Below are 22,746 nucleotides of genomic sequence, written 5' to 3' on the forward strand. Positions count from 1 at the left end.
GGGGTTGAAACTTGAATAAAAAGCCCCGCCTAGTGCGGGGCTTTTTATGGAGAGCACTATGAGGTTTTCACAGTTCTTTCAACTCAATCTCGAACAACCATACCTAGACTTTCTAGATATCCCTCTTGATACAGACATAGCGGCCTTTATAGACCCAACCGGACTTAAACAGCTGGATTCAGAGTTCGGCCACATCGCCCAATCTCTGATGCAAACCTTTTTCGATACGGTTCTTAAAGAAATATCAAATGGCAATCTAAACGACGCCGTAAACCTAATATCACGACTATCAGAAAGTAACGAGTTCCATCTCGGACTATCAAAAGGAAAAGCCAGAGGACATGGATTTGGAGCACACAGCGCTCACAAGCTCGGACTAGCAATATCACAAAGCAAAGCGTCGAAAAGCGGCTTACTACAAGACCTTGAAGATACCTGCCTGGTAATTGATGGCATAGGCAGCGATATGATCTCCGACGCCATCTGTAATATTATTCGCGGCCCTCTAATAGAATACACACAGGAAATGTGCAACCTCCACAACATCCCCTTAACTCCAAGTATAAAATCAGGGCCAGTATGGGATGGCGAAAAGTGGACGCAATATTTCACACAACTCCCCATGACAAGAGATGGCAAAGTCATTCTTGTTCCAAAAATAATCTGCAGATACAACATTTCATACAGTTCCTCCGAATACTACAGGCATTACCTACTAGAAGACATGCAGCGCGACGAGCTCAGCCGAGCTACGACTCTTGTGCACTATTTGAAGGATGGATCACCAAGAGTCACGAAGAAGGATCTTCGAAAAAAATATGGGGACAATAAAAAAGCCATTGAAACACATAGCTTAAACCACAGAAACGCTTTCGAAAACTACAAAAAAGACAAAGCTCAGACCCCAACTCCTGCACTTGACCACGCAGACATTGCAGAAATAACAAAAACGCCAAACTTAGACTGGAACCAAGTACAAATAGAATTTTTAGCAATACTAGCAGGCCGCAACGCAGCCCACGACTATGAAAACCTAATAGAAAGAACTCTTACAGCGCTATTCTATCCTTGCCTTAGCCACCCTAAAAGAGAGAAACCTATACACAGCGGAAGGAAGCGAGTTGATATCGAATACACTAATAGCGCTAAAAACGGCTTCTTTTCATGGCTGGCACAGCATTACCCAGCCGGCAAAGTCTTTATTGAATGCAAGAACTACGATGATGATTTGAGCAACCCAGAGATAGACCAGCTATCCGGAAGATTCAGCCCATCTCGCGGCAAATTTGGAATTATCGTTTACAGAAAATGTAAAAACCCAGACCTATTAAAACTCAGATGCAAAGACACGGCTAATGACCAACGAGGCTTTATAATCACTCTATCTGACGAGGAAATCATTGAACTTATAAAAGAAAGAGACTCTTCACACCCATATAGTTTTCCGCTGCTTAAGAGAAAATTTGATGAACTCATAGATTAAGCACGAACGGTGGATGAGAAAAGCGTCATCCACCCTATGCAGTCTTACCGTCCGGGGCGCGGAATTGACCGTAAAGAGACTGATTTATGTTGATCGTTCCCACGCTCCGCGTGGCAATGCCGCCCGGGATGCTCCGCGTCCCATTCGCCGAGTTCATGGAGGAACTTCAATGGGTCGTAGCCGCTACGTCATCACCGAGCCGGACCAACCTAACTTCCTTACCTGCACGGTGATGGAATCCTTAGCACCAACTACCACTTTCCTGAGTATCTAGCCAAGGAGTGTAAATGAAACATCTTAAAATCGCGGCACTTTTCGCGACTATTATTGGTGCAAGTGCAGCATGCATAAGTTTATTCACTAGCAATGGCGAACAGGTAACAAGCGGCGCCAATAGCCCCAACATAAAAGGCGATGGAAATACAGTCAACTATGGCGGACTAAATATCGACCCCGATAGCATTAGAAAAAATAAGCCCAACATTTCCATGGAGCAATTCCAAGCTATAAATAACGGAATGACCTATCAGGAAGTGCTAGACATAGTCAAAACTCCCGGCACGGAAAGCGCCCTAGCGGGACGCGTCAAGACTTATACATGGGGAACCGAATCATATGTTTACATGGTGATTTCATTCGTCGATGGAAAACTCCACTCTAAGAGTCAGAGCGGCCTTTAACAATGAGGAGAATTTACCAATCGTTTCCACACGGACACCTCGACGCAGGAATAATAATGTGAAAGTGTGAAAAAGGGGATAGAGTTATTTGATCGTTCCCACGCTCTGCATGGGAACCCCGCCCAAGACGTTCCATGCCCTACTCAACAGCAAGTAGCCTAGATATCGGCAGCCCAAACGGTGGATAAAAAATCGTCATCCACCCTACGCCAAATCAGCAAATGCGGGTTCGTAGCAACGATAGCCCGAAAGAAAAGTGGGGAAGAACTCCAGTTTTCGCCAACAAGCCCAGGAAGGAAAACGCCATGCACGGCAAAACGCTATATGAAATAACCAAAGAGATCGTTGAGGACACCGAAGATTACATCCTCAGAACAAGCATAAAAAACCGCACTATACGCTGGATACACAGACAGCTCTTTGCACCTATAAAACTTCTTTTCCTAGGGGCCACCGACGTTTTTAGGCCATTTTCGAAGTGGGCATTTATGGCATTGGCCTTTATGCTAATCGGGAGTTATGTCCTCAGGAACAGCGGCCTACCCACAGAAAATATTCAAGTTTCAACACTTTTTCTGATGTACACCCCCATATTACTTGTCATGTTTGCAGCCCCAAGTACATATACATTTAGCGACCTAAAAACAAGCGAAGTCATTGGAATTTCAAAGATAATCACCAGCAAAGGGATGGATAGCAAGGAAAAAGTCGACCTTATCGAGGAAAATCTAGAAATCATCGAAAACCGCACAACAGAGCGCGTAAAGAGCTTTAGGATACTCATCGGAACTTGCTGGGCCTTCGCAATTTTCCTCCTCACACAGATGAACAGCCTAACAGTGAAATCCAATGACTTGGACATACAAAAAATCCTTCAAGAAAATATGAATTTTCTAACCACAGCAATCATCGTAACAATACTTTCTCTCTGGATAACAACAAGCTACAAACGAGCTACCGAGGCAATATTTAAATCCATCAAATACTCAATTCACGAAATTAAATTTTCCTTTATCGAGCTTGAGCGCTGCAAAGACCAGTCAGCAAAAACTCCACAAATCGCGTAGGAGCGCCTGGGACGCTCCGCGTCCCCTTCGCCGAGTTCATGGAGGAACTTCAATGGGTCGTAGCCGCTACGTCATCACCGAAGCGGACCAGCCTCACTTCCTGACCTGCACGGTGATGGAGTGGCTGCCGCTGTTCACCCGCCCTGCCCTGGTGGGCATCCTGCTCGACTGCTGGCGCTACCAGCAAGTAGCCCGGATAACCACACGACGGTGGATGAGAAAAGCGTCATCCACCCTACGCAGTCTTACCGTCCGGCACCAAATTGTGGATCCGTAGGGTGGATAACGCGAAGCTTATCCACCATGGCTCGGCCACCTTACCAAGGCCAAACGCCGCCCCGGCTTACTTGTAAAAAAAGGACGTAATTATTTGCAGCCCCCGCACTTTATCAAAACTATACTTTCCGGAACCACATATATGGCGATGCAGCGAGCGCTTCTTATAGCATTTATTTTTACGGCTATATCATACGCTTCAGCAAACACTTCAGAGCAGGAAAAATCCGAGGCGCTTTACGCCCAAGCCGTTGAGACTCTTCAGCAGGCGGAACCGATTATGCGTCAGATCGAGGCAGCCATAGGCGATAAGGATCAGACTAATCTTCTGCTATTGTCCGACCGCTACGGGCGGGCTATTGCACCCGCCGTGCAGAAACTCGACGAAGCAAGCCAACTCGGTTCGGCAAAGGCACAATATCGCCTCGCCTTGATGTACGATGCTTTCCCAAATCATGAAGAAGAAGCGTGCCAACTACTCAACAATAGCGCAGAGCAAGCATTTGCACCGGCCGCCGTGCACCTCGCCGCTAGATGTATCGGTTATGAGCCGAACCCTCACTACGAAAAACTCTTAGAGCAAGCAATTGCTCAGATGACCCAATATGAAAACGCCTACCCTCAACCCTCTGTTTATCTCCAATGCAGGAAGAATCCACCGAAGGGCATGCAATATCAGTGGGGCTCAATGGACGACTTTCTCGCAGAAATCTATATTCTTCAAGCAACACGAACCAGCATGGGCAATGGTCGCGAACAAAGGCGGCAACTTTACGAGAAAGCATTATCTCTTAACCAGTGTCACTACGCAAAACGACACCTATTGAGACAATGACCAATAACCCGCACCTGAAATTATGGAGCGGATTTATCCTCTCAGCCAAGACTACACACAGAGAGCCTTCTAAAAAATGCACTACCCACGGGAAGAAAAAAGAGACTTTCTCACTACGCTATCGACACTCTCGCTGATAGCGATCATCCCCCTCGCCATTCTCGCCCTCCTGAGCAACCATGGTGCCACCTCCGTCTTCATGATGCTCGGCAATCAGCAGACACACGCAAACATCACCAAAATACAGAACACGCCAAATCCTGATCTAAACATAATCACTTATAGCTATAACGCTGATGGGATATCGTTCACGGAAAGCTACACTCAAAACAAGCAGCAAGACCCCACCTCGTACTCGACCAATGACACGATCCCTGTCATCTATTCCACCTTGTCACCATCAATAAAAATGACGCAAGCCACTTACGAAGCCAGCGGCACAGATGCCAGAATCTTTGCGGGTTGTACAACTGCAATCCTCTTGCTGCTGGGCTTATCTCTTTTTGCGCTAACGCGGCAGAGAAAGCATGCAGCAGAAGACTTGTATTATTGACGGTGATCAGCCCGGACCCACTACAAAAAGAGACAGTTTCACTCTCTCCGGAGAAAGAGTCATGCGTGTCATTTTTATATTGAGCCTTTGCCTTGGCCTTACAGCCTGTAGCGCCAACCCACAGCGTCTGTATCAAGAGCAAGTCATCAATGCCACCACACCGCTGGCCAAAACACCCGCCGAGGCGCTTCGCAACGCCTCCGTTCAGCCCATGCAGATTGCGCCTGGCTGGCGCCCTAAGCAGTGGAAAATTACAGCACAGGAGCCTCGTTTATTGATCAATGGGGTTCCATCGAACTACCGGGTATTTTCGGTAGACCTCAAAGCCGGCAAGCCCTTTCTGATCAAGGTGAATTCCTGGTGTGTGAATGGCTGCCTCGGTTTTAGCAAGTACGTGCTGGCTCCTTATTTGATCTTGCTGAACGACGAATCAAAGGTGGTTGGTCAAGGCTTTGGCCAAATACGCGGCGTCGTAGGCGTCATAGATCAGGATCTGGCTGGCCAGGTCGATCGCGACGGCACGTATTACCTGATCGTCGCGGCAGACAACCGCAACCCAGGAGAGTTGGTCCTGATTGATAACGTCATGGTTGTTGGCAGCAGCGTGCCGGCCAGTGCGCCACGAATCCAAGTTGGAATGCGCAGCTATCCGTTCGGTAGCGTTGCCCCCTTTCTGGCCGAGCCGCAATAGCAATAGCCCATTGATCGTTCCCACGCTTCGTATGGGAATGCCGCCCGGGACGCTCCGCGTCCCCTTCGCCGAGTTCAAGGAGGAGCTTCAATGGGTCGTAGCCGCTACGTCATTACCGAATCGGACCTGCCTCACTTCCTTACCTGCACGGTGATGGAATGGCTGCCGCTGTTCACCCGCCCTGCCCTGGTGGACATCCTGCTCGATTGCTGGCGCTACCAGCGGGCAAATCAGGGGCTGCGCCTGTATGGCTATGTGGTGCTGGAGAACCACTTGCACTTCGTGGCCCAGGCGCCGGAGTTGGGCAAGCGAGTCAGCGCGTTCAAGTCCTATACGGCGCGGCGGATCATCGACCATCTGGAAAGCACAGGCGCCGAGCGGGTATTGCAGCGGCTGCGTTTTGCCAAGCGTGCTCACAAGGTCGACCGGGTTTATCAGCTCTGGCAGGAGGGCTGCCATGCCGAGTTGGTTTGCAGCGAGGTGGTGATGAGGCAGAAGCTCGACTACATCCACCTCAATCCGGTGAAGCGGGGTTATGTGGACCGGGCGGAGCACTGGCGCTATTCGAGTGCGCGGAGTTATGCCGGGGTGGAGGGGTTGATCGAGGTGGATCGCTGGGAATCGTGACGCGGAGCGTCACCGGCTGCATTCCCACGCGGAGCGTGGGAATGATCAGTGGAGCCGGCGGAGCACTGGCGCTATTCGAGCGCGCGGAATTATGCCGGGGTGGAGGGGGTGATCAAGGTGGACCGCCGGGATTCGTGACGCGGAGCGTCACCGGCTGCATTCCCACGCGGAGCGTGGGAACGATCAATCAGGACGTCTATTTCATCGTTTCCCTGATCCGTACTGAGCTATCCATCGTTCTCCATCGAATTCGACAAGCCACTGCTTAAGCTCTTCGATCGGTTTGGGCCTGCACAGCCAAAAGCCTTGTATTAAGTCGCAGCGTTCTGTTTTCAGGCGGTTGGCTGTTTCGCTGTTTTCGATTCCCTCACCGACCACGCGATAGCCGAGGCTGTGGGCCATCTGGATGGTTGTCGTGACGATGACATCCGCGTTTTCGCGGGTGCAGATGTCGTGAATCAGTGAACGATCCAGCTTGAGTTCCGAGGCGGGGAGTTGCTTCAGATAGGAGAGGGAGGAGTAGCCGCTGCCAAAATCGTCGATGGAGATTTTGTATCCCAGCGTGGCCAAGCCATTGAGCGCCTGCAGGCTGTTTTCAGGGTCGCGCATTGCCGCAGTTTCGGTGATTTCCAGGGTGATCGCGCTGGCTTGCAGTTGATGCCGCTGGCGAGCCTTGTCCAAGACGTCCTTGAGGTCGGCAGACTCCAGATCGCGTGCCGACAGGTTGATCGCGACGGTTAACGCCGGGTTTGTCTGGCGCAGCTCTGCCAGGTCTTGAGTGGCCTGTTGGATGACCCAGTGGGTGAGCTGGGTGATAACGCCCGCTTCTTCTGCAAGGGGGATGAAATCGGCTGGATTTACCCAGCCACGCTCGGCGTGATGCCAACGCACCAGGGCTTCTATGCCTTCGATCCGTGCGGATGCAATGTCCTGTTTGGGTTGGTAATGGAGCAGCAACCGCCCCTGCTGCAGAGCATTGCGCAGGTCGGCCATGAGCGTCAGGCGGCTCTCGCTGTAGATATCGTACTTGCGTGAGTAGATGCCGGTTTCATTGCCGCTGCGAGGCGAGATTTCCATGCCGACATGGGCGTTACGAATCAGCTCGGCAGCCGATTGGCCATGCTGGGGGTAAGCGGCGGCGCCGAAACGCGGTTGTAGCTCGATTGCCAGGTGGTCCAGTTGCAAGGGTTCGGCCAGTCGTCTGAGCGCGCGGTTGAGCGCTGCAAAGTTGTTTTCGGCCTTTTCCATGTCCACCAGCAGGCAGAAGCAGTCGCCTGAAAGGTGGTACACACGTTCTTCGCGGCCTTGGTCGTCGAGCGTGACCTGGATGAAGGGCAAGCCGGCGGCCAACTCTGTCATCTGCCGCGCCACGCATTTCATCACCCATTCGCTTCTGGCCAAGCCCAGGGTGCGGTTGATGTCATCCAGGCGGGAAATACGGGCCAAGCCCACCATGTAGTGGCGCTCGGGGTGTTCTTGCAGTTGTTGATCCACCATCAACTCAAAGCGGTTGCGGTTAGGCAGACCGGTCACCGGGTCATGGGTCAGTGCCTCGGTGAGCTGTTTCTGGGCGATATTTCTGGATTGCGCCTCCTGCAAGCTGGCCGCCTGGGCGATGATCTTGTCTTCACGCTCCCGATAGAGACGGTCTGCCAGCGCCAGGGTCAGGATAAAGGCTTCGATGCCTGAGCCCATCTGCATCGCGTTTTCCGTGAAGAAGTTTTCAGGGAAGACGCCAAGCGCTCTACCGGCCGTGGCCATGACGCCAATCGTCAGGGGCGTCCAGGCCAGGGTAAAGAATACCCCGGCCCGCACGCCGGCGGCCCAGGCGATCGGGCCAGCAGCCAGCAGCAGTGAGAAGAAGAACAGGGCTGAAAATGAGGCCAGCTGAATACCCCGGAAATAGTCCAGAAAAGGTGCCGAGAGGAGAAACAGCGACTCAAAAACCATCATGCCGATCAGCAGCTTATCCAGCCTTGGCGTGCTGATGCGGGTGTCCAGGAATTCCCGGCAGAACAGCAGTGAAAACAGTGCCAGAGCCGGTATCGAGACCAGCAGAATCTTGGCATGCAGCTGCGGCATGCTTGGGTACAGGTGTTGAAAACTGAACCCTTTGATCGAGGCAAAAAACAGCAGGTAGCCCACCAGGGCGAGCGCGTAGTAGAGGTACAGTTTTTCGCGCAAGCTGAGGAACACGGCGAGATTGATCAGAATGATGACGCAGATGCTGCCGTAGTAGAAAAAGTGCAGTTTCAGCTCGTAGGCGGCGGATTCGAAAAACGCTTGCTCGCGCCAGATCATCAGGGGAACAACCATGGTCCCGTTCGTCGCTACGCGGGCAAATAGGGTCTTCACCTGATCGGGGGCCAGCGACAGGCGCAACAACATGCTCGGATGATCCACATCGCGTGGGTAGAACGCCTGGCTGTCACCCGTCTTGAGCGTTTTGACTTCAACGCCTTCCTCGAATACGTGGAAAACCACATCGTCCAGTTGTGAGTAAGCCAGTTCGGCAATCAGGTTCTGGTACGTCGGGGTTTGGTTCTTGACCGCAAATCGAAGCCAGTAGGCCGATTGGGTCAGGCCGAATGTGGCGCGGCCCTCGGGCACCAGCGACCAGCGTTCGTCTGGCAGGGTTGCCACCTGCTCAATCGAGGCTTCGCCCGTGACGTCCTCCCAGAACTCGAAGTGGGCCTGGATCTTGGACGCTGGGGTAATCTCGACCGGCTCCGGTTTTGGCCAGGCATTTAGGCTCAGACAGGCCAGCAGGACTACAACCAGCATGCGGACTACCCGGTACAGGTGCACGGAATGGTGCCTCCGTTTGTAGCCGTTAACGGCACTTTTCTTATCACTGGCAGTGTAGCCACAGAGTGGCTGAGGCGTGCTGGCGCAGCCTGGTCAGCAGCGCCCTCGCCTGAGAGCGAAGGCTTTGGAATGAGCGATCGGGTGGAAACAGCGCCCTGCAGGGAAAATGGCGCGTAGCCTCCGGCCGCCTCGACGATCAAGGCATCCGCGCCTCGGGTTCGGCGCGACGGCTCAGCCCTTGGTCTGGCGTTCGAGCCGCCCGTCAGGCTCAGCGGGCGGCAACGGCTCGGCAGCGCTCAACGTCAGCCAGACGGCCCGCAGGATATTGATCGCCGCCATGCTCAGGTGCTGTTCGGCGGCGTACAGGGCCAGTTCGGCGGCCGCGCGCTTTTCGTCACGGCTCAGATGCGCGGCCTTGAGGCCCATCTCGGCATCGACACTGGCCAGCATCTGCTGAATCTCCCGCACCGCCTGGTCCGAGGCGTCGCGCATGCCCGCCACCAGGCGGCTGGCTTCGGCAGGCGTCATGGCCAACGCACGAACGCTGCGAAAGGTCAGCCGCGCGGGCAAGGTGGCCACACGAAACCCGGTGGAAACGAGCTTACCGATCATGCCGATCACTCCTGTGGTTCTTGGGATTGGTACCCGTAACCTATCCCAAGCCACAGCTTGCGTGTTCGCTCCGGGGCTGCCGCTGGTCGCCACGCGAACCTTGCCCACCCTGTTCAAGACAGCCGAACACAGGAGCGATTAGGGCCTGTTGCCGTTTTTGATCGCTCCCACGCTCTGCGCGCCGAGTTCAAGGAGGAACTCATGGCCAAGGCCGCCACCTCATCACGAGCCGCTTGCCGAACTGCGCGAGATGGGATGGCTGCGGTTGCCCATCGACCCTGCCCCGGCGGAAATCCTGTCCGATGGATTCCCGGAGCGTCGCTAGAGGCGTTCGCACGCGGAGCGTGGCAACGATCAACAAGGCCCGCCGCTACTGCATGGCGCTGATAAGGGTGTGCCGCAGCCAGGTGTTGGCCGGGTCCGCCTCACGGTTTCGGTGCCAGAACAGGTGCAACTCCACACCCGGCACGCTCACCGGCAAGGGGTGGATATGGTTGCCCAGGTAGGCGTTGCTGGACATCGCCAGGCTGTGGGGCATGGTCAGCAGCAGGTCGCTGCCGGCCACCAGACGACAGGCCGACTCGTAGTGCTGGCACCGCGCAGCAATCTGCCGTTTGCTGCCTTGTCGCGCCAGTTCGAAGTCTACGACCCCGTAGCCCATGCGCCGCGACGATACCGTGACGTGCTGCGCAGCGAAGTACGCATCGCGGTCGATGGCGGTGCTTGAGCGGCTGACCACGACAAACTCGTCACGACTGAGGAAGCTGTGCATCAGCTCGTCATCGGTAGCCTGCGCCACATCAATCGCGCAGTCGAGACGCCCAGTCGCCAGGTCTGCCTTCAGCGTTGAACGTTTGATCCGCGCACTGGTGACGCGAATGCCCGGCACTGCACCATGCAGCGCCTTGACCAACCTCGGCAAAACCCCAGGCTCGATCACCTCGAGCATCGCCAGGGTCACCGCGGCGATGTCACGCATGGGTTCGAAGCTATGGCTGTGGGCTGCGGCTCGTTGCAGAAACCCCAACCCTTCTTGAACGTCCGGCCAGATCCGTATGGCCAGCGGCGTGGGTACAACCCCCTGGGCTTCGCGGATGAACAGCGGGTCATCGAGCTGCTGGCGCATGCGGGCCAGCGCATGGCTGACGGCCGACTGGCTGACGCATAGCTGCTCGGCAGCGCGGGTGAGATTGCGTTCGCGATAGATCACGGCGAAGACCCGGAACAGGTTCAGATCCAGGCGTGCTATGGGGGAAGAGTAATTATTTTCGTTCATGTCCATCAATGAAGAACCATCATTTTTCTAATTATAGGCAGGCACCTAGCATGGCGACATCCATGCCCGCTCCTAGCTTGACGATATGCCCGCCAGCGCGCGTGCATCGCAACGAGTGGCTTGCATCCAGACAGGGCTCAAAACGAGGCAGTGACATGAACGAGAAAAGCCCAGGCCGAGTCGCCTTGGTAACGGGCGCGGCAAATGGCATCGGTCGCGCCACCGCTCTGGCCTTCGCCAATAGTGGATACAAGGTGGTGGTGTCCGATATCGACAGCCAAGCCGGTCAAGCGACCGTAGCGTCGATCGCGGCGGCCGGCGGCGAGGCAGCGTTTATCCGCTGCGATGTGTCCTGCGCGGCCGAGGTGCGCCGCTTGATTGAAGAAACCGTTGCGACCTATGGCCGGCTGGATTGCGCCTTCAACAATGCCGGGATCGAGATCGAGAAGTGCAAGTTGGCCGACGGCAACGAAGATTGTTTCGACGCCATCATGGGGGTGAATGTAAAAGGCGTGTGGCTATGCATGAAATACCAGCTAGCCGCGATGCTTGCCCAAGGCGGCGGCTCGATCGTCAACACCGCCTCGGTTGCCGGCTTGATCGGGGCGCCCAAGCAGAGCATCTATTCGGCCTCCAAGCATGCGGTGATCGGGCTGACCAAGTCGGCTGCATTTGAATACGCCCGCCAGAATATTCGCGTGAACGCCGTCTGTCCGGCGGTGATCGATACCGAAATGTACCGGCGCGCCAGCGCGGACGACCCCAAGCATGTGGCCCTGGTAGTGGCCGCGCACCCCATCGGGCGGATCGGCGCCGTCGAGGAAATCGCCGCCGCCGTGCTTTATCTATCCGGCGATTCGGCGGGCTTCACCACTGGCGTCGCCCTACCGGTCGATGGCGGCCTCACCGCGCAGTAAGCCATGCACTTCAGCCATTGAGAGAAAGAACGATGAGCGAATACCAGAGCTTTACCCGCGACGATCATGAGGGAGTCGCCGTGGTGCGTTTCGATCACCCGCCGATCAATCTGGTCGACCGCACCATGGTGATCGACCTGCTCCGTCTGGCGCAAAAGCTGGAGGCCGACACACAGACCAGGGTCGTCATCTTTCGCAGCGACAATCCGGATTTCTTCCTGGCTCACTATGACCTGGGCAGCCAACTCGACGCGCCGCCCATCGCCCTGCCTCCCGGTACGACCAGCCTGCTCAGCACGCTCTTCACCCGCTTCAGCCGTCTGCCCCAGGTCACCATCGGCGAGTTGAACGGCCGCGCCCGCGGCGCGGGAAGCGAATTTCTGCTGGCACTGGACATGCGCTTCGCCGCGCGCGAAACCGCCGTGCTGGGCCAACCGGAGATTGGCGTGGGGCTGCTACCGGGAGCCGGTGGCACAGTGCGCCTGACACAACTGCTGGGCAAGGGCCGGGCCTTGGAAGTGTGCCTGGGCGGCGAGGATTTCGATGCCGCTACGGCAGAGCGCTATGGCTGGATCAATCGTGCACTGCCAAGCGAACAGCTCAGCAGCTTTTGCACTGCGTTGGCCCGGCGCATCGCCGGATTCCCGGCCAACGGCATCGCCAATGTCAAAGCGGTGGTGGAGCGCGGCAGCAGGCTCGATGAAGAGACCCTCGCGGATGAGTCGCAGCGCTTCGTTGCCGACATGCATGGGCCAGAAACCCTTGAGCGCGTGAAATGGATGCTCGCCCAGGGCGGCCAAGGCCAAGGCACCATGGAACTGGAGCTGGGCAAGCTGTTGGTGAGATATCCCCACCCTATCTAGCCCAGCGCGTAGACCGGGTATCCGGGCCTCCCTAACGGTGGATGAGCACAGCCTCATCCACTCTGCGCGGCCGAGCCGGTGGATTAATGCGTAGGGTGGGCGACGCGAAGCTTGTCCGCCGCATGACCGAGCCCCGAATCAGCGGCGAAAAACGCTCGCGCGTATCAAGCCGACCTGGGATGCCTGCGCGCACGGGCAAGAACGCTCAGCCGGCCAACGTTACAATGCCGCCATCGCCGATTCCCACGCGGGCACTCCGCCCCGGAGCAAAGTCTTCGATGTTCACCCTTACTCACCTCAACACGCCACCGCCCGAGTCCCTGAAAAGCCAGGTGCTGCAGATGGTGGTCGATTACTTCAGCGACCTCAGTCCCGCGCCGCGGACGCCGAGCAACCCGCTCTACCAGTTGTACCAGTACGTCATCGGTTTCGAGGTGCATCTGTACCTACAGGCTATGGGCAGCGAGGCGGACAGCAGCGCCCGGCTGATTCTCGCCCTGGATGACCAGGACCCGTCCCAGGTGCTGGGCTTTGCGCTCTACCTGCCCAGCGCGGACGATCCCGACGCCTGCACCCTGCTCTATACCGCCGTCAAGGCCAGCCATCGACGCCACGGCATGGCCCGCGCCATGCTGCAGCAGATGCGCATGCTCCATCCGCACGCTGCATTGGCCTGCGTCGCGGGCAAGGTGCCGACCTTCGAGGCCATGGGTTTTCAGGTGTTGGCCGCGCGCGGGCCGCAGGTGCTGATGAACATCCGCGACCACGCCTCGGATGGTTGGGTGGCGGTGCAGGACCTGGCGCCGATCTTCCAGTCCAAGGAAGTCCGGCAGATTCATGCCTACCTGCTCAAGCAGCACGGCTCCAAGGCGATGAGCGACGCGGAGAAAAAGCGCGACCGCCTGCTCGACCAACTGGCCCACCAGGCCGACATGCTGGTTCGGGAACGTCGGCGTCTGCATTGAGGGAATGGGCCTTGGTGGATGAAAGGAGCGTCATTCACACTCCGCATGGTCCCCATGGTGGATGAAAAAAGCGTCATCCACCCTACCGGATGGTGCCGGCGTAGATGGACAACGCGAAGCTTGTCCACCACGGCCAATCATCCAACCACCCGGTGCATTGGATAGCCGCAATGGGGGATGGGAAAAGCGTCATCCACCCTACGCGGCTATAGCGTGCATAGCCCGCCCGGCACGGCCATGACCCAGTCCCGTATGGCGCGGATGGTTGGGTCGTTCCTGCGGTTTTCCGGGTACACCAGAAAGAAGGGCTTGCCTTCCAGCTCCGGGCCGAAGGGCTGTACCAGGCGCCCTTCCTTCAGTTCGTCCTCGATCAGCTGGCGGCTCATCAGCGCCACGCCCTGCGCCCCGATGGCGGCAGAGACGGCGTGGGTTTCGTCGGAGAAGACCAGCCCGGCGCTGACATCCAGGCCCGGGACCTTGGCCTTTTTTTGCCACGTCGCCCAGTCGATGGGCGCCGAAACAACGGCCTGGTTGCGGAAGTGGATCAGCGAATGCCTCGGCAGGTCGGCCGCGTGCTGCAAGCCGAGCAGCGGGCTGCAAGCGGGGATGAAGGTGTTGTCGAACAGCTTCTCCGCCACCAGCCCCGGCCAGCGGCCATCGCCGTAGCGAATGGCGATATCCGCGGTGACGCCATCCAGTGCGACCGGCTCATGGGAGGCATGGATGCGCAGGTCGATATCCGGATGGGCGTCGCGCAGCAGGCAGACCCAGGACAGCAGCCAGCGCACCGCCACCGCCGGCGTGGTGCTGAGGGTGATGGCCTGGCGACAGGGCAGCGCGCTCAGGCGGGTCGCCGTTGCGCTGATGCTGTCGAACGCGGTTTCCAACACCTGCTGCAGCTCGCGCCCCTGGGCGGTCAGTTCGAGCTGGCGCGGCTTGCGCAGGAACAGCGCAACGCCCAGCGACTCCTCCAGCGCCCGAATCTGGTGACTGATCGCCGTCGCGGTCACCGACAGTTCTTCTGCGGCTTGCTTGGCGCTCTCGTGGCGAGCGGCGGCCTCGAAGGCCCGCAGGGCAGAAAGCGAAGGGAGCCAGCGCTGTGCCATGGCTGAGTTTCTCTCATTCGTAAGGGAAAATAATCGTCGTTTGTCGCGCTTGGCGACTGAACTTAGCCTGAGTCTGCTGCGAATTACAGATGAGTTCAACTTCGACAGGAGAGGCACCATGCCCCATATTCTGCACCTCGACGCCAGCGCCCGCCCCGGCCTTGCCGGTAAGGATCTCCACGGCTCCCACAGCCGCAACCTCAGCCACCGCTTCGTCAGCCGATGGCTGGCCCGTCGTGCGCAGGACACCCTCACCTACCGCGACATCGGCCAGAACCCGCCCTCTTTCATCAGCCATGACTGGATCGCCTCCGCCTTTACCCCGGAGGAGCAGCGCGAGCCCTGGATGTGGGAAACGCTGGCGGAGAGCGACCGACTGGTCGATGAGTTGGTGGCGGCGGATGTGCTGGTGATCGGCACACCGCTCTACAACTTCGGCATGCCGGCCGCGCTCAAGGCGTGGATCGACCAGATCGTACGCACCGGCAGAACCGTGGCCTTCGACGCAAGCAAGCCGCTCGATCCGTATGTGCCGATGCTGGCCGACCGGCCACGGCATGCCGTCGTCCTCACGGCCAGGGGCGGGGTCGGTTTCGACATGGGTGGCGAGCTGGCCCATATGAATCATCTGGAGCCGAACCTGATAACCGCCCTCGGCTTCATCGGCATTACCCGCGTGCACCAAGTGGCGATCGAAGGCCAGGAAGTGGGCGGTGAGCTGCTTGCCCAGTCGGTGGCCCAAGGCATGAACAAGGTCGATGCCCTGGTGGCGGAGCTGCAACGGGCGCTGCACGCAGAGCGCACGCCTGAACCGGCCTGATGAGGGCCTGCGCCGCGCGGTTCCGACCGCGCGAGGCGCGGCCTGCCCAGCGACCCTTGCGTGACCTACGCCCGCATATGGATGCCGTAGTAGACCAGATTGTCCCAATACCCCGTGGTCAGATTGGCCAGGTACTGCGCCGCAAGGTGCGTATCGGCGCTGCAGCAGCAGCCGTCCTGGACGTTGCCTCGATAGAGGCCGGAGTTGGGATCGAAGACCCAGATATAGTCGCTCCCCTTATAGACGCCGACCGCATGCCCCTCGCCTCCGGCGGTATGCGTCAGATTGAGAAACAGCACGTCGCCGCGCACCATGCCGGTGTCGATGAGATTCGACCAGAAATGCTCGGTGGCCCCGGCCTGGCTTCCCGAATAGTGCGAGCAGACCACGCCGAAGCTGTCCGCGTTGTTGAGGTCGCCATTTCTGTTGTTGGCCGCAACCCCCGCAAAGACCTGCTGCGACAAGTAGGAGATGAAGCGGTAGAGGTAGGTGCCGTCCTCGAACTGGTTGTAGAGCCTGTCCGCTTCGGCCGTCGTCGGCAGGTAGTCGCCGGCGCTACTGCCACAGTTGAACTTGCCGACTCGCGCTTGGATGCGTCTTAACCAGAGACAGACGGCGGCCTCGCACACGCCCGCGGCGTTGCCTCCCTGCCCCACGTTGTTGAATCTCTTTTGCCTTGCCCATGCCATCGCAGCGTCCTCCAGGGGCCTATCCATCTTGAGGCAGTGGGAGATCGACCCTCCCTGCAATCGATACGCCGTTGCCTTCGCCCTACTGACCATAGACGCAACAAGCGCTGCCGTACGCTTTCAATGGGCGATTCGTGGACTCGACCCGCTGCCACCCGTCCGCGCTGTGGGAATGTCATCGGCCGCGCATCGGGGATCGCTGTTTGCCCGGAGAGCCGGGGCGGCCCGCGGGAAACGAATGGCGGTGGCGGCGCTCGGCGGGAAACCTAACGAATCGCGCAGGCGCCGGACGGCAACGGGACCACCAAGCCACGGTGCATCAGCTCTTCACGCAGACGAAGATGGCGTTTCCGGAGGTGGTGTTCCACGGCAGGATTTTCTCGTAGTCGTGTTCGAGTACGTGCACCTCGAAGCAAGGCCGCAAGAGCGCCTGCAACGCTTCGAACCCCACCGCGACCATGGCATGTTCGTCGCGCCACACCTGGGTTTCGCTGGAGTTGGTTTTCTCGATGCGAAGTTTCAACGACTGCCGATCGCCTTCGCCGCTGTAGTTCCAGCCGGAGCTGAAGGTGAACAAGCCGTCCGCGTGCCGGGCGCTGTGAGTTACGGAGAGTGAGCTGTCGATCCTGTCCTTGTCGACCGCGTTGAAACAGAACACGCCCCTGGCGTCGAGCGCGGCGTGCACGCTGGCGATGCAGGCCTCGAGCCGCTCGATGCCGGCGCTGTAGTGGATCGAGTAGAGGAAGCAGGTGATCAGGTCCAGCGGCTCGGCCACGGTAAAGGCGCACATGTCCTGCAGGGAAAACCGGGCCTCCGGGCAGCGAAGCGCTGCTCGATCCAGCATGGGCTGGTTGATGTCGAGCCCGCTGCTTTCGTACCCCGCATCGATGAAGTGACGCACATGCGGGCCGGTGCCACAGGCCAGGTCGAGATGGCGGGCGCCACCATTGCCGAAAAGCCGCTGCAAGCGTTGAATGCCGTGGCTTTGCGCCTGATAGTCGATATCGGCGCACATCAGGTCGTAGTAACCGGACAGGTCGGTGTAGAGCGCATTGCCGGGCATGGTGATCGATCTGGCCGGAGGTTGGGGGCGCGCATCATATCCCAACGTCAGGAGAAGGAGCTGGCCAAAGGCCAGACGGAGGCATTGGCGGCACGATAGGCGCATGACCGAGCACGCAGGAGGATGTTCGCAGCTTGCCGGCGACAACCAGTGCCCGCCCCATGCCCGGCAAGAGAATCTGTACAAAGCGCCTGCCATGGCCTGTTGAGTCTGGAAAAACCTGTACAACACCGGCCAATAAAGTGGCTAAAACGCCATAATCAATGGTTATACGGCCTATATGGCAATTCGACATGACCGCTCGCCTCGAATAACTTGTACATAAAATGAATCGTGTATAAGTTTATCCGGCGAGAGTAGCGAGCAGCGCACGACAACTCTCTCTTCATGCATCCCGTAGTAGCTGCCTGCCAGGCAAGAGGAGTTGAACCATGCAAGAACACATGAGCATCGCGCAGCGATTGGGTCTGGGCTTCGGAATGATCCTGACCCTGATGGTGGTCATCACCTTGATCGGTGTGCAGCGCGTCGGCTTCATCGACCGCACCCTGACCGAGGTCAGCGATGGCAAGAGCCTCAAGCAACGTCAGGCCATCAATTTTCGCGGCAGCGTGCACGACCGGGCGATCGCCATTCGCGATGCAGTGCTGGTGGATAACGACCAGGCTCTGAACGTCCACCTCGCCGACATCCGCCGCCTGGACGCGTTCTATCAGGACTCGGCGCGGACCATGGAGCAATTGATTCGTGGGCAAGCCGAAGACGCCGACGAGCAACGCCTGCTGGAAGCCATCAAGGACATCGAGCGCACGGCCATGGCCCTGACCGAACAGCTCATCGACCTGCGCCGCCAGGGTCCGGGGCAGGCTTCGCAAGCCATGCTGTTGTCCCAGGTAGCGCCCGCCTACAGCGAGTGGCTCAAGCGCATCAACGCCTTCATCGATTACGAGGAAGACAATATCGGTGACAACATCCACGCGGTACGCGAGACGGCCGGGGGCTTTCGCCTGCTGATCCTGCTGGTGACGGCAGCGGCGGTGCTGCTGAGCGTCGGCGTCTCGCTGGTGATCATCAACAAGCTGAAATCCACCCTGGGGGCCGAGCCCCACCAGGTGGCCGAAGCCATCCAGCGCCTGGCCCAGGGCGAACTCGGCCAGCGTATCGAGACCCGCTACCCGGACAGCGTGATGGGGGCCCTGCAAGGCATGCTCAGGCACCTGGCCGATACGATCGTCCAGGTGCGCAACGCCGCTAGCGAGCTGACCCAGGCCTCCGACCAACTGCTCACCACGTCCGACAGCAACAACCAGCAGATTCGCCTGCAATCCAGCGAGGCGGAACAGATGGCCACCGCCATCAACCAGATGGCCGCCACCGTGAGCGAAGTGGCCAACTATGCGGCCAGCGCGGCGTCCGCCACCCGCAATGCCAACATCGAGGTGGTCACCGGCAACCAGGTGGTCAGCGCCACCGCCAGTGCCATTCACAGTCTGGCGCGTACCCTGGAAAGCGCCGCCGAGAGCGTGCAGCAGGTGTCCAGGGACAGCGAGAGCATCGAGAAGATCATCGAGGTCATCACCTCCATCGCCGAGCAGACCAACCTGCTGGCCCTGAACGCCGCGATCGAGGCGGCCCGGGCCGGCGAACACGGCCGGGGCTTCGCGGTGGTGGCCGACGAGGTTCGCTCCCTGGCCACCCGTACCCAGGACTCCACCCGTGAGATACGCGGCATGATCGCCCAGTTGCAGGAAGGGGCCGGCAAGGCTGCCGACGTGATGCGCAGCAGCCGCGAACTGGCCCAGCAGACCGTGGAACAGACCGGCCAGGCGGAAGCCGCCCTGAACAAGATCCGCAATGAAGTCACCGCCATCAACGACATGAACGCGCAAATCGCCAGCGCATCGGAAGAGCAGAGTTCGGTGGCCGAAGAGGTCAACCAGAACATCAACCGCATCCACAGCGCCACCCTGGAAACCTCCGCCGGCTCCGAGCAGGTGGCTATGTCCAGCCGGGAACTGGCCACCCTGGCCAACCGGCTGACCGACAAGGTCAGCTTCTTCAAGCTATAAGGCGGCGATAGCCAGGGATGGCATAGATGGTCGCTGGCACCGATGCTTGACTATGGTTTGCGGCTAATCCGCACTCAATAGATAGCGGGCTCCCCTCGCTGGCGGGCCAGGCGATTGCGGACACGCCGCTCCTGCAGGTCGCGGTCAACGACTACTTCCGGTGGCGGGGGCGGAGGCATCCGGCGATACCGTTCCCGCTCAAGCTCCTGCTGTCTCCAGACGGCTTCCCGCTCTGCCTTTTGCCGATGGACAGCCATTTCGTCGGCGAGCCTCCTGACGTTGTAGTTGTCGGCAATGTTGACTTTGCCCACCTCGACTTGATCGATGTTTTCCTTGGCCGCTTCCGTAGCGACATCAGGTCGCTTATCGGAGTAATGGGTCTTCCCAGTCTCGTCTACCCATTTGTAAATCTCGGCATGAACGTTGCCATGGCATAGCCAGATACCGGCCAGGATCCAGAGAGGCGCTATCGGTCTAAGCAGGCTCATCAGACCGTCTCCTCTCTCTGAAACCGGGCGTTGGACCTTGCAGCACACTGATTGAACCGAGATCGAGAGCGGACCGTCTTCCGACGAGCCAGCGGTTCGAGGGGAAAAGCCGATCCAGGCGAACGCGCGCTTGCTGACGCAAACCGGCCGCGAGAACTGAAACTGGAGTCATTCATCGTTCTTCCTTGAATACGAGTAGGCAGGACCGGAGCGACGACCCGGCCCAAGCATTGTGCCAGCATGGAACAGGACTGGGGAAGCGGACCTCTTGATCGCCGAGCGGAAACGCACCTCACTTGCCCCGAATCCCGCACGACATACGCCTGGACAGGAACCAAAGCACTGCTCTGAGCAGGTCACGCTTGTAGAATCGCCCAGCCTTGTGGCCCTCCGGCGAACCCCGTCTCGCCACTTACAATCGAGAGCATCAACGATATGGACGTCAAACGATTCGAGAAAACCCGTATTTCCTATGACTCCGTGCCGGTATTCAGGCGGCGCTGGTTCATCATGCTCACGCTGTTGTTCTTCCTGCCAGCCACCCTGCTCATTGCGATGACGGGTGACGTGTACGCCAAGAAGGGCACTACCGTTTACAAGTTCAGGGACAACGCGGTCCACCAGCTCATCATCATGGCCGTTGCCTTCCTCGCCGCCGGATTGTTCCTCGCGGCCAACCACTGAGCCCAGTTGCCCGTGGAGGCGCAGCGGGAACCGAGGCGATCGGGCATTGGTTCATCCCCAGCTACTCCAACCCACCCCGTCATACCGGCGAAGGCCGGTATCCAGGAGCAGGCAACGCCGCAGCCTCGGCATCGCCCTATGGACCCGCCGTCGGGGAAACGTCTGGGTAGCCGCGCAAATAGCACGCAGCCATGGGCGGGAACGCTGGGGCCCGGGCGAAACCAAGGCTCCCTGGCCCGAGCGGTAAACCGCACAAAAAAAGCCGGGCACTTATCGACGTGCCCGGCTCGACGGCAGTGCTGCTAGTCAGGTCTTGTCGACGCCGCGCTTGATCGCATCCTTGGCATCGCCTTTGATCTGCTGGCCTTTGCCCTTGATCTGCTGGGCATCCCCTTCGCCTTCCAGGCGCTGGTTGTCGGTGGCCTTGCCGATACCTTCTTTGGCCTTGCCGATGGTTTCGTTGACGTGGCCTTTCATCTTGTCTCCAGTGCTGCCCATGGGGCACCTCCTTTCCAGTGGTTGCAATGGTTTCGAGGCTGCCGCCGGGCAGAGGTTCGGTTTAATTCTGACCGTTCATCCCGACGCCGCGCTTGCAGGCACTCGAGCGGCCGAGCCCGAGGGAACCAATAGCGAAAAAGGGCCACTTATGGCTTAGCCACGGACCGGAGCCACCGCTCTAGCCTGGCCCTTCGCGGAATCCGGTCGTCTCCGCGCCCCACCAAGGACATCGCACAAGGAGACGCCCATGTCCCCCTTCTCTTCATCGTTCTGCAAAGCCCTGCCGTTCATGCTGTTCAGCGCCACGGCGCTGGCCACGGAGTTCGTGGTTACCACCGATAAGGATGAGTTCGACGGCGTATGCGACGCCCACTGCTCGCTGCGAGACGCCGTGCAGGCCGCAAACGGACAGCCCGGGCCGGATCGCATCCAGTTGAGCGGCACCTACATCCTGAGCCGCGCGGCACCCGCCGACAGTCCCTCGCCCGACGAGGACGACAACCAGACGGGCGACCTCGATATCACCGACGATCTGCTCATTCGCGGGCAAGGCGAGGACACTACCGAGATTCGCAGCGAAGGCTCGAACGACCGTATTTTCGAAGTGCTGCCGGGCGCCCGGTTTGCGCTGGAGGGAATAACGATCAGCGGCGGCTCGGCATTCTTCTACGGCGGAGCACTGGAGAACCACGGCGAAGCCATTCTGAAGCGGGTGACCCTCACCGATAACCGGGCCAGAGCAAAAAACAACGGCGATATCTGTCGCGGCGGTGCCATCGCCAACTTCGGCACGCTGGGTGTCTTTTCATCCAGGCTCACACTCAACAAGGCCCAAGGACACCATTCGCCCTTGCTCGGAGATCCATGCTATGGCGGCGCACTGTACAACGAGGGCCAATCGCTCGTGCGTGATTCCCTGTTCGAAGACAACGATGGCGGCTCCGAATATGGTTTTGCCGGAGCCCTGTACAACAGCGGCACGGCCGATATCGCCCGCAGCACCTTCGTCGGCAACTGGACGCCCGAATTCGGCGGTGCCAGCGTCATCCTCAATGAAAAGGGGGGCCACATGCGGGTGGCCAACTCCACGTTCAGCGCCAACCACGCGCTGGCGACGGTGATCCTCAACGAGGCACCCAGCCCGGAAGGCATACCCAGCATGGATCTGGTCAACGTGACCATCGTCGATAGCGTCGGCGTTGGCCTCACGAACGGCGGCAGGCTGCGGATTCGCAACAGCGTGATCGCCGGCATGCTGGACGAGCTCTTCGGCTACTCGACCGCCTGCTGGAACTTCGGCGACAAGTTCCAGTTCGAGGCCAGCGGCCTGCTGCTGGGCAACACCTGGGGCAACTGCCCGGCCGACCTGTTCATCGACGATGCCGAAACCCTCACACGCCTGGTCGAGCCACTGTCCACCGTCGACGACCGCACCTACGTGCATGTCGTGCGTGAGAACAGCCCGGCACTGGATACGGGAGTCGGCGCCTGCCCCGGGCACGATCAGCGCCGCCAGCCCCGACCGCTGGATGGCGACGGTGACGGCGAGGCGGTGTGCGACCTGGGCGCGTATGAGCGGGCTGCGCCCTAGGGTCTGTTGGCGTTTCGTCACGGCCGCGACGGAGCCTGTTTTTGCGCGGAACTAGGCGCGAGACGCGAAGTTTGGTCGTCCAAAT

At 58.7% G+C, this 22,746-nt stretch carries 22 protein-coding genes and 2 pseudogenes; 16 read left to right on the forward strand and 8 right to left on the reverse strand.

Going from position 1 to position 22,746, the window contains the following annotated elements; translation table 11 throughout:
- Positions 1 to 58: 58 nt before the first annotated feature.
- The 9 genes and pseudogenes from ACWKV7_RS22430 to ACWKV7_RS22470 all read left to right on the forward strand — a co-directional run bounded on the left by ACWKV7_RS22430 (position 59) and on the right by ACWKV7_RS22470 (position 6,212).
- Positions 59 to 1,483 (forward strand): hypothetical protein, encoded by a 1,425-nt coding sequence (locus ACWKV7_RS22430; protein WP_483859928.1) that lies wholly within the window; start codon positions 59 to 61, stop codon positions 1,481 to 1,483.
- Between the two features lie 169 nt (positions 1,484 to 1,652).
- A pseudogene (locus ACWKV7_RS22435) lies at positions 1,653 to 1,727 on the forward strand (REP-associated tyrosine transposase); the annotation flags it as partial.
- Positions 1,728 to 1,770: 43 nt separating this feature from the next.
- Positions 1,771 to 2,163 carry a hypothetical protein gene (locus tag ACWKV7_RS22440; RefSeq protein WP_483859929.1) on the forward strand — a complete coding sequence of 131 codons (393 nt, stop codon included), beginning with the start codon at positions 1,771 to 1,773 and terminating at the stop codon, positions 2,161 to 2,163.
- A 305-nt stretch (positions 2,164 to 2,468) separates the two neighbouring features.
- On the forward strand, positions 2,469 to 3,230 hold the full coding sequence (locus ACWKV7_RS22445) for a hypothetical protein (RefSeq protein WP_483859930.1): 762 nt from the start codon (positions 2,469 to 2,471) through the stop codon (positions 3,228 to 3,230).
- Positions 3,231 to 3,282: 52 nt separating this feature from the next.
- A pseudogene (locus ACWKV7_RS22450) lies at positions 3,283 to 3,417 on the forward strand (REP-associated tyrosine transposase); the annotation flags it as partial.
- Between the two features lie 231 nt (positions 3,418 to 3,648).
- Positions 3,649 to 4,341, forward strand: a complete 693-nt coding sequence (locus ACWKV7_RS22455) for a hypothetical protein (RefSeq protein ID WP_483859931.1) — start codon at positions 3,649 to 3,651, stop codon at positions 4,339 to 4,341.
- Positions 4,342 to 4,417: 76 nt separating this feature from the next.
- Positions 4,418 to 4,894, forward strand: coding sequence for a hypothetical protein (locus ACWKV7_RS22460; protein ID WP_483859932.1), 477 nt, complete (start codon positions 4,418 to 4,420; stop codon positions 4,892 to 4,894).
- Between the two features lie 61 nt (positions 4,895 to 4,955).
- On the forward strand, positions 4,956 to 5,585 hold the full coding sequence (locus tag ACWKV7_RS22465; protein WP_483859933.1) for a hypothetical protein: 630 nt from the start codon (positions 4,956 to 4,958) through the stop codon (positions 5,583 to 5,585).
- A gap of 90 nt (positions 5,586 to 5,675) precedes the next feature.
- Positions 5,676 to 6,212 (forward strand): REP-associated tyrosine transposase, encoded by a 537-nt coding sequence (locus tag ACWKV7_RS22470; protein ID WP_483859934.1) that lies wholly within the window; start codon positions 5,676 to 5,678, stop codon positions 6,210 to 6,212.
- 201 nt (positions 6,213 to 6,413) lie between these two features.
- Here the strand turns inward: ACWKV7_RS22470 and ACWKV7_RS22475 are convergent, their stop codons facing one another.
- The 3 genes from ACWKV7_RS22475 to ACWKV7_RS22485 all read right to left on the reverse strand — a co-directional run bounded on the left by ACWKV7_RS22475 (position 6,414) and on the right by ACWKV7_RS22485 (position 10,914).
- Positions 6,414 to 8,996 (reverse strand): EAL domain-containing protein, encoded by a 2,583-nt coding sequence (locus ACWKV7_RS22475; RefSeq protein ID WP_483859935.1) that lies wholly within the window; start codon positions 8,994 to 8,996, stop codon positions 6,414 to 6,416.
- Between the two features lie 255 nt (positions 8,997 to 9,251).
- Positions 9,252 to 9,632, reverse strand: a complete 381-nt coding sequence (locus ACWKV7_RS22480; protein WP_483859964.1) for a hypothetical protein — start codon at positions 9,630 to 9,632, stop codon at positions 9,252 to 9,254.
- 370 nt (positions 9,633 to 10,002) lie between these two features.
- On the reverse strand, positions 10,003 to 10,914 hold the full coding sequence (locus tag ACWKV7_RS22485) for a LysR family transcriptional regulator (protein ID WP_483859936.1): 912 nt from the start codon (positions 10,912 to 10,914) through the stop codon (positions 10,003 to 10,005).
- Positions 10,915 to 11,063: 149 nt separating this feature from the next.
- On the opposite strand from ACWKV7_RS22485, the gene ACWKV7_RS22490 reads away from it, so the two are divergent.
- From ACWKV7_RS22490 to ACWKV7_RS22500, 3 genes are all read left to right on the forward strand, one after another.
- The gene (locus tag ACWKV7_RS22490; RefSeq protein ID WP_483859937.1) at positions 11,064 to 11,825 is read left to right on the forward strand and encodes an SDR family oxidoreductase; all 762 of its coding nucleotides are present in this window, start codon (positions 11,064 to 11,066) and stop codon (positions 11,823 to 11,825) included.
- Between the two features lie 32 nt (positions 11,826 to 11,857).
- Positions 11,858 to 12,688: an enoyl-CoA hydratase/isomerase family protein gene (locus ACWKV7_RS22495; protein ID WP_483859938.1), complete on the forward strand. Its 831-nt coding sequence runs from the start codon at positions 11,858 to 11,860 to the stop codon at positions 12,686 to 12,688.
- 278 nt (positions 12,689 to 12,966) lie between these two features.
- Positions 12,967 to 13,653 (forward strand): GNAT family N-acetyltransferase, encoded by a 687-nt coding sequence (locus tag ACWKV7_RS22500; RefSeq protein ID WP_483859939.1) that lies wholly within the window; start codon positions 12,967 to 12,969, stop codon positions 13,651 to 13,653.
- 206 nt (positions 13,654 to 13,859) lie between these two features.
- Here ACWKV7_RS22500 and ACWKV7_RS22505 read toward each other — a convergent pair whose 3' ends face one another.
- Positions 13,860 to 14,759 carry a LysR substrate-binding domain-containing protein gene (locus ACWKV7_RS22505; protein ID WP_483859940.1) on the reverse strand — a complete coding sequence of 300 codons (900 nt, stop codon included), beginning with the start codon at positions 14,757 to 14,759 and terminating at the stop codon, positions 13,860 to 13,862.
- 118 nt (positions 14,760 to 14,877) lie between these two features.
- Here ACWKV7_RS22505 and ACWKV7_RS22510 point away from each other — a divergent pair, with 118 nt between their 5' ends.
- Positions 14,878 to 15,579: an FMN-dependent NADH-azoreductase gene (locus ACWKV7_RS22510; RefSeq protein ID WP_483859941.1), complete on the forward strand. Its 702-nt coding sequence runs from the start codon at positions 14,878 to 14,880 to the stop codon at positions 15,577 to 15,579.
- Positions 15,580 to 15,644: 65 nt separating this feature from the next.
- Here the strand turns inward: ACWKV7_RS22510 and ACWKV7_RS22515 are convergent, their stop codons facing one another.
- Both ACWKV7_RS22515 and ACWKV7_RS22520 read right to left on the reverse strand, forming a co-directional pair.
- Entirely contained in the window at positions 15,645 to 16,268 is a 624-nt protein-coding gene (locus ACWKV7_RS22515) for a hypothetical protein (RefSeq protein WP_483859942.1), read from the reverse strand.
- Positions 16,269 to 16,587: 319 nt separating this feature from the next.
- On the reverse strand, positions 16,588 to 17,331 hold the full coding sequence (locus ACWKV7_RS22520; RefSeq protein ID WP_483859943.1) for a class I SAM-dependent DNA methyltransferase: 744 nt from the start codon (positions 17,329 to 17,331) through the stop codon (positions 16,588 to 16,590).
- 431 nt (positions 17,332 to 17,762) lie between these two features.
- Here ACWKV7_RS22520 and ACWKV7_RS23785 point away from each other — a divergent pair, with 431 nt between their 5' ends.
- Complete coding sequence (locus ACWKV7_RS23785) at positions 17,763 to 19,400, forward strand: methyl-accepting chemotaxis protein (protein WP_487249234.1); 1,638 nt, start codon at positions 17,763 to 17,765, stop codon at positions 19,398 to 19,400.
- 74 nt (positions 19,401 to 19,474) lie between these two features.
- Here the strand turns inward: ACWKV7_RS23785 and ACWKV7_RS22535 are convergent, their stop codons facing one another.
- Positions 19,475 to 19,888 carry a DUF4124 domain-containing protein gene (locus tag ACWKV7_RS22535; RefSeq protein WP_483859944.1) on the reverse strand — a complete coding sequence of 138 codons (414 nt, stop codon included), beginning with the start codon at positions 19,886 to 19,888 and terminating at the stop codon, positions 19,475 to 19,477.
- 435 nt (positions 19,889 to 20,323) lie between these two features.
- Here ACWKV7_RS22535 and ACWKV7_RS22540 point away from each other — a divergent pair, with 435 nt between their 5' ends.
- Positions 20,324 to 20,572, forward strand: coding sequence for a hypothetical protein (locus tag ACWKV7_RS22540; RefSeq protein ID WP_483859945.1), 249 nt, complete (start codon positions 20,324 to 20,326; stop codon positions 20,570 to 20,572).
- 306 nt (positions 20,573 to 20,878) lie between these two features.
- On the opposite strand, the gene ACWKV7_RS22545 is transcribed toward ACWKV7_RS22540, so the two are convergent.
- Positions 20,879 to 21,070, reverse strand: a complete 192-nt coding sequence (locus ACWKV7_RS22545) for a CsbD family protein (RefSeq protein ID WP_483859946.1) — start codon at positions 21,068 to 21,070, stop codon at positions 20,879 to 20,881.
- Between the two features lie 247 nt (positions 21,071 to 21,317).
- On the opposite strand from ACWKV7_RS22545, the gene ACWKV7_RS22550 reads away from it, so the two are divergent.
- The gene (locus ACWKV7_RS22550) at positions 21,318 to 22,661 is read left to right on the forward strand and encodes a choice-of-anchor Q domain-containing protein (RefSeq protein ID WP_483859947.1); all 1,344 of its coding nucleotides are present in this window, start codon (positions 21,318 to 21,320) and stop codon (positions 22,659 to 22,661) included.
- Positions 22,662 to 22,746: the final 85 nt, after the last annotated feature.

The organism is Zestomonas ipomoeae (assembly GCF_057128665.1).